General features: G+C 55.5%; 5 protein-coding genes. 4 read left to right on the forward strand and 1 reads right to left on the reverse strand.

Going from position 1 to position 6,227, the window contains the following annotated elements:
• Nucleotides 1-280: 280 nt before the first annotated feature.
• Nucleotides 281-1,216, reverse strand: coding sequence for a group II intron reverse transcriptase/maturase (locus FYJ39_RS20030; protein ID WP_328597583.1), 936 nt, complete (start codon nucleotides 1,214-1,216; stop codon nucleotides 281-283).
• On the opposite strand from FYJ39_RS20030, the gene FYJ39_RS20035 reads away from it, so the two are divergent.
• Genes FYJ39_RS20035 through FYJ39_RS20050 form a run of 4 tightly spaced genes read left to right on the forward strand, consistent with a single transcriptional unit; the run spans nucleotide 1,145 to nucleotide 6,102 of the window.
• Entirely contained in the window at nucleotides 1,145-2,983 is a 1,839-nt protein-coding gene (locus FYJ39_RS20035; protein ID WP_328597584.1) for a C40 family peptidase, read from the forward strand. The genes FYJ39_RS20030 and FYJ39_RS20035 overlap by 72 nt on opposite strands.
• Before the next feature lie 23 nt (nucleotides 2,984-3,006).
• Nucleotides 3,007-3,264 carry a DUF4315 family protein gene (locus FYJ39_RS20040; protein ID WP_003509287.1) on the forward strand — a complete coding sequence of 86 codons (258 nt, stop codon included), beginning with the start codon at nucleotides 3,007-3,009 and terminating at the stop codon, nucleotides 3,262-3,264.
• Nucleotides 3,251-4,009: a DUF4366 domain-containing protein gene (locus tag FYJ39_RS20045; protein ID WP_154474077.1), complete on the forward strand. Its 759-nt coding sequence runs from the start codon at nucleotides 3,251-3,253 to the stop codon at nucleotides 4,007-4,009. The genes FYJ39_RS20040 and FYJ39_RS20045 overlap by 14 nt, the downstream gene beginning before the upstream one ends.
• Nucleotides 4,006-6,102, forward strand: a complete 2,097-nt coding sequence (locus tag FYJ39_RS20050; RefSeq protein ID WP_154474076.1) for a DNA topoisomerase 3 — start codon at nucleotides 4,006-4,008, stop codon at nucleotides 6,100-6,102. The genes FYJ39_RS20045 and FYJ39_RS20050 overlap by 4 nt, the downstream gene beginning before the upstream one ends.
• The last annotated feature ends 125 nt before the right edge of the window (nucleotides 6,103-6,227 follow it).

Below are 6,227 nucleotides of genomic sequence, written 5' to 3' on the forward strand. Positions count from 1 at the left end.
ACCTATCGGGTTATCAGTTGTTGCTCATCCCTGCCGAGATAAGCCCGACGCTTTTAGCATCACATGGCCATAAGTCTATGAAGTATTACCCTCATAGCGTGATGTTTGTGCGTCAACGTGTCGCACCAAAGATATTCTCAATCTCCCGGCTTGCCAAAAGGTCGTAGGGTAGGGTAAAGGCGCCTTGCCGCTGTTGGCGGCAGGTTTCCTACACCCTCCCTCGGAACCGGACTTACCCCTCTCGAAGTATCCGGCTCCCCATTAGTAATTGACGTATTGATTAGTGTCTGTGTATTCTTTCATGGCACTTGCTGCAAACAACAAGCGTTTTCCGCCGCTTCTTTTTCATCACGGTTTCCCAATCAGAATTACCCAACTCGTTTAAGTTCCGTATAACGTGAACCTCATACAAATCGGCTTCTTTACACCCACATAGTTCACAAACTCTGGCATTGAGCCGTTGTCTGATTGTGGTTTTCCAGCTAAATTTCTTTCTCTGATAGATGATGTCACTCGCTTCGCCACGCTTGCAATCAGCGATTTTAACGGGGCGTACACGTTTAGTCCCTGCTTTGGTTTCATAAGGGACAGACCATGTTTTCCCGTCTTTATACTGACGAATGATTTTGCGGATACTAGTTTTATGCTTGTTAGCAATCGTTTTTAAGCAACTGTACTCCATGAGATAGCAGAAGTAGTCCAGCGTGTGATAATCACAAGCCAGATTGTAATAGTTGCATATTCCTCTTGCTTCGGCATTGTACTGTTCCACAATCTCATAATCCGCAAGGTTGAGAAGTCCAGCTCTGTGTATCGGCTGAAACTCCCCATTTTCCCTTTGGCGAATGACTTTCTTCGCAAACATGAATTTCTCAATCTTTTCCGTATGGGGAATAGACAGGGCAACTTTCATGTGCAGGGTACGGGATTTTCTCCACGTTCCGTTTTTCATTCTGTGACCTTTGACTTCCTGATTTCTGCGGACGCAAATATCATAGCCGATGAAGCGGACTTTTTCGGAGCTGTGCGTTATCAGCGTCTTTTCTTCGCTCAAAGTTAATTTCAGCTCTGTGCTTAGAAATTCAGCGATTTCGGCTTTCAATTCCTCACATTCCGTTTTTGTGCCGCACACGCCTGCCAGCCAATCGTCCGCATAGCGGACAAAAGTAAGGCGGAAAAAATACTGGAACGGGCGGACGAACTGCACGACCGCCACAAGGCAAAAAAAGCAGCCAAGGACGCCGGGGAAACCGTGGCGCAGGCCACCGGCCCCGTTTCCCGTTTGCAGTTTACCGCCGAAGAACGGGCCTCCCCGGAGCTGGCCCCGTATATTAAAAAGGCAGAAAAACGGGCGGATAAGCTGGAAGCGGCCAAAGAAGCCCTGCCCAAAAAGCGTGTCATTACCAAGGAAACCATTTATGACGAAGCCAAGGGCAAGGCCAAAAGCAGGCTGTATTTTGACAAGGTGGAGAAAGCCCCTCCCCAGCTCAAACCAAACCCGGCCAGCCGCCCTATACAGGAAGCCGGGCTTTACCTCCACGGAAAAATCCATGAGGTAGAACACGAAAATGTGGGCGTGGAGGGCGGCCACAAGGGGGAGGAACTGGCGGAACGGCAGGCGGGCCGCATGATCCGTAGCGGCGTCCACCGGCACAAGCTCAAACCCTACCGGGCCGCCGCCAAGGCCGAGCGAAAGTCCATCGCCGCCAACGCCGAGTTTGTGTATCAAAAATCCCTGCGGGACAACCCGGAGCTGGCGCAGGCGGCAAAGAACCCCGTTTCCCGCTTCTGGCAGAAACAGCACATCAAGCGGGAATACGCCAAGGCAGCAAGGGCGGCGGGCCAGACCGCACAGGGGGCCGCAGGCACCGCCAAGACCACGGCTGCCGCAGCCAAAAAAGCCGCAGAGAAAAGCAGACAGGCCGCGTCTTTTGTGGCCCGGCACTGGAAAGGGGCGCTGATCGTCGGCGGCGTGGGGCTTCTCATTCTGCTGGTGATGGGCGGCCTGCAATCCTGCACCGCCATGTTTGGCAGCGCCGGGACAGGGCTTGCCGCCACCTCCTATCTTTCCGAGGACAGCGATATGCTGGGGGCCGAAGCCGCCTATGCCGCGCTGGAAGCAGAATTGCAGCACGAACTTGACAACTACGAAAGCCTGCACCCCGGCTATGACGAATACCGTTTCGATCTGGACGAGATCAAGCATGACCCCTATGTGCTGACCTCCATCCTTTCCGCGCTGCATAACGGCGTGTTCACTTTGGAACAGGTACAGGGCGACCTTGCCATGCTCTTTGAAAAGCAGTACATCCTGACCCAGACCATCAAAACGGAAACCCGCTACCGCACCGAAACGAGGACGGACAGCGAGGGAAACACCTACACCGTGGAAGTCCCCTACACCTACTACATCTGCAATGTGAAGCTGGAAAACTTTGATTTATCCCACCTGCCCATCTACATTCTCACCGAGGAACAGATGGGCTTTTATGCTGCCTATATGCAGACTTTGGGCAACCGGCCAGATCTGTTTCCAAACGGCAGCTATCCCCACGCCTCAACTCCGAAAGAACCGACCTACTATGAAATCCCCCCGGAGGTGCTAAAGGACGAAGCCTTTGCCGCCATGATCGCGGAGGCGGAAAAGTATGTGGGCTATCCCTATGTATGGGGCGGCAGTTCCCCAAGCACCAGCTTTGATTGTTCCGGCTTCATTAGCTGGGTCATCAATCATTCCGGCTGGAATGTGGGACGGCAGACGGCGCAGGGGCTTTATGACATCTGCACCCCCGTTTCCCCGGAGCAGGCCAAGCCCGGCGACCTTGTATTTTTCGTCGGCACTTACGACACTGCCGGAATGTCCCATGTGGGGCTGTATGTGGGAAATTCGGTCATGCTGCACTGCGGCGACCCCATCGGCTACGCAAACTTAAATTCCAGCTATTGGCAACAGCATTTTTATTGTTACGGGCGTTTGCCTTAAACGCCAGAAAGGAGTTTTTGACTATGGCAATGAACAAATTGGAGCGCATTGAAAAGGATATTGAGAAAACCAAAGGCAAGATCGCGGAGCTGCAAAAGCAGCTTCGGGAGCTGGAAGCAGCCAAGACCGAACAGGAAAACTTGCAAATCGTCCAGCTTGTGCGCGGCCTCAACATGACCCCGCAGGAGTTCGCCGCCTTTGTGCGCGGCGGCGCGTTGCAGGCGGCTCCGGCCCCGATCCCGGACTTTGAACAGGAGGACAGCGCCCATGAAGAAATCTAAACTGTTCCGCACCTTGACGCTGGCTGTGGCCGCTGCGCTTTGCATGGCGACCATGACCGTTACCGCCTATGCCGGGGGCGCTGACCCAGACCCGGCACCGCTGCCGGAAACCGAGGCCCCCGCAGAAGTGCCGGAGGAAACCGAAGAACCCACCACCGGCGGCATGGAGCCGGAGGGCGTGCCTGTCACCCCGCAGGGCAACGCCGCGCTGGTGGATGATTTTTTCGGTGATAAGCAGCTTATCACCGTCACCACCAAGGCCGGGAATTATTTTTACATCCTGATCGACCGGGCCAACGAGGACAAGGAAACGGCGGTGCATTTCCTCAACCAAGTGGACGACGCCGACCTGCAAGCCTTGTTGGAGGATGGGAAAAAAGAGCCGGAGGTCTGCACCTGTACGGCCAAATGTGGGGCTGGGGCCGTCAATACGGCCTGCCCGGTCTGTAAAAACAACCTGACCGCCTGCAACGGGCCAGAGCCGAAGCCCCAGCCGGAGGAAGAAAAGCCGCAGGAGGAAAAGCCAAGCGACATGGGCGGCCTTGTGGTGTTCTTTATGGTGGTGGTGCTGGGCGGCGGCGCAACCCTCTACTTCCTGAAATTCAAAAAGGAAAAAGCTGACACCACAGGCAATGACGATCTGACCGAGTATGACTTTGGAGAGGACGAGGACGACGAGGACGAAGCCCCGGAGCCGGACGAGGATATGACAAGTGAAGATGGAAATAAGGAGGACGAAGAATGAGTTATCAGTTAGTAATTGCAGAAAAACCAAGCGTCGCCCGCAGCATTGCGGGCGTGATCGGCGCGGACAAGAAACAGGACGGCTACATGGAGGGGAACGGCTATCTGGTGAGCTGGTGTATCGGCCATCTTGTTTCCCTTGCTGACGCCGGGACTTATGACGAGCGTTTCAAAAAATGGCGCTATGACGACCTGCCGATTCTGCCGCAGGAGTGGCAGTACATCATTCCCGACGATAAGAAAAAGCAGTTTGACACCCTGCGTTCTTTGATGGAGCGCCCCGATGTCACCAGCCTTGTGTGCGCCACCGACGCCGGGCGCGAGGGGGAATTGATTTTCCGCTTTGTCTACCAGATGGCGGGCTGCAAGAAACCGTTTCAGCGCCTTTGGATTTCCAGCATGGAGGACGCGGCCATCAAGGACGGCTTTGCCCATCTGAAACTGGGAACCGATTACGATAACCTGTATCAGTCGGCCCTTTGCCGGGCGCAGGCGGATTGGCTGGTGGGGATCAACGCCACCCGGCTGTTCTCCATCCTCTACCACAAGACCCTGACCGTGGGCCGTGTCCAGACGCCGACCCTCAAAATGCTGGTTGACCGGGAGGCAAAGATCAGCAGCTTTCAGAAAGAGAAATACCACATCGTCCAGATCGCGGCGGGCGGCATGGAGGCGGCCAGTGAACGCATGGGAAACGCAGACGACGCCAAGGCCCTGAAAGCCGCCTGTGAAACGGCGCAGGCCATTTGTGTGTTGGTAACGCGGGAGAAAAAGACGGAGCAGCCGCCCCGCCTCTATGACCTCACCACCTTGCAGCGGGAGGCAAACCGGCTGTTTGGATTTACCGCCAAGCAGACCCTTGACTATGCCCAGCAGCTTTACGAAAAGAAGCTGCTGACCTACCCCCGCACCGACAGCCAGTATTTGACCGATGATATGCTGCCAACGGCGGAAAGCCTTGTGTCCGGCCTGTGGCCGCTGCTTCCCTTTGCGGCGGGGCTTGACCTGTCCCCGCAGTTTGGCCGGGTGCTGAACAGAAAAAAGGTAAGCGACCACCACGCCATTGTCCCGACAATGGAATTTGTGCAGAGAGGCTTTGACGGGCTGGCCGAGGGGGCAAAGAAACTGCTGTCCCTTGTGTGCTACAAGCTGCTGTGCGCCGTGGCCGCGCCCCATGTGTACGAAGCTGTCACCGCCACATTCACCTGTGCCGGGAACACCTTTACCGCCAAGGGAAAGACCATCCTGACCCCCGGCTGGAAAGAGCTTGACCGCCGCTTTAAGGCGTCGTTCAAAACAGACAGTGACGACACCGCCCCGGAGCCTGCGCGGGAACTGCCGGAGATCACCGAGGGACAGACCTTTGACAAGGTAACTGCCGCCGTCACCGAACATTTCACAGCACCGCCAAAATCCTACACGGAAGATACCCTGCTTTCCGCTATGGAGCGCGCCGGTGCGGACGATCTGCCGGAGGACGCCGAGAGGCAGGGATTGGGAACCCCAGCCACCCGCGCCTCTATCTTAGAAAAGCTGGTGCAGATGGGCTTTGTAGAGCGCAAAGGCAAACAGCTACTTCCCACCAAGGGCGGCCACAACCTTGCCTGCGTGCTGCCGGAGGCGCTGACCTCTCCCCAGCTTACAGCACAGTGGGAAACGGAGCTGACGGCCATTGCCAAGGGGCAGGCCGACCCGGAGGGCTTCATGGCTGGCATTGCAGAAATGACAAGGGGCCTGATCGCAAACTACTCCCAGATCAGCGAGGACGCGCAGAAGTTGTTTCAAACCGAGCGTGTGGTTATCGGCAAATGTCCGCGCTGCGGGGAAAGCGTCTACGAGGGCAAAAAGAACTACTACTGCGGAAACCGAAGCTGCCAGTTTGTCATGTGGAAGAATGACCGATTTTTTGAGGAACGGGGCAAGGCGTTCACCCCGAAAATCGCCGCCGCGCTGCTCAAAGACGGAAAGGCAAAGGTAAAGGGCCTGCGCTCCATGAAAACCGGCAAGACCTATGACGGGACGGTGCTTTTGGCCGATACCGGCGGCAAGTATGTGAACTACCGCGTGGAACAGAGGGGCAAAAACGAAAGATAGCAAACCTGCTAATAATGCAAGCACTTTTTTGTGGCAGGAAAAATGTGCATAACAAAATAGCCGTCGCCAATGACGGCAAAACAAATGTGGATTTTATCAAAGCAATCACGCGGATTGTTTTAAGC

This window comes from Clostridium porci, from assembly GCF_009696375.1.
GTDB lineage: Bacteria > Bacillota > Clostridia > Lachnospirales > Lachnospiraceae > Enterocloster > Enterocloster porci.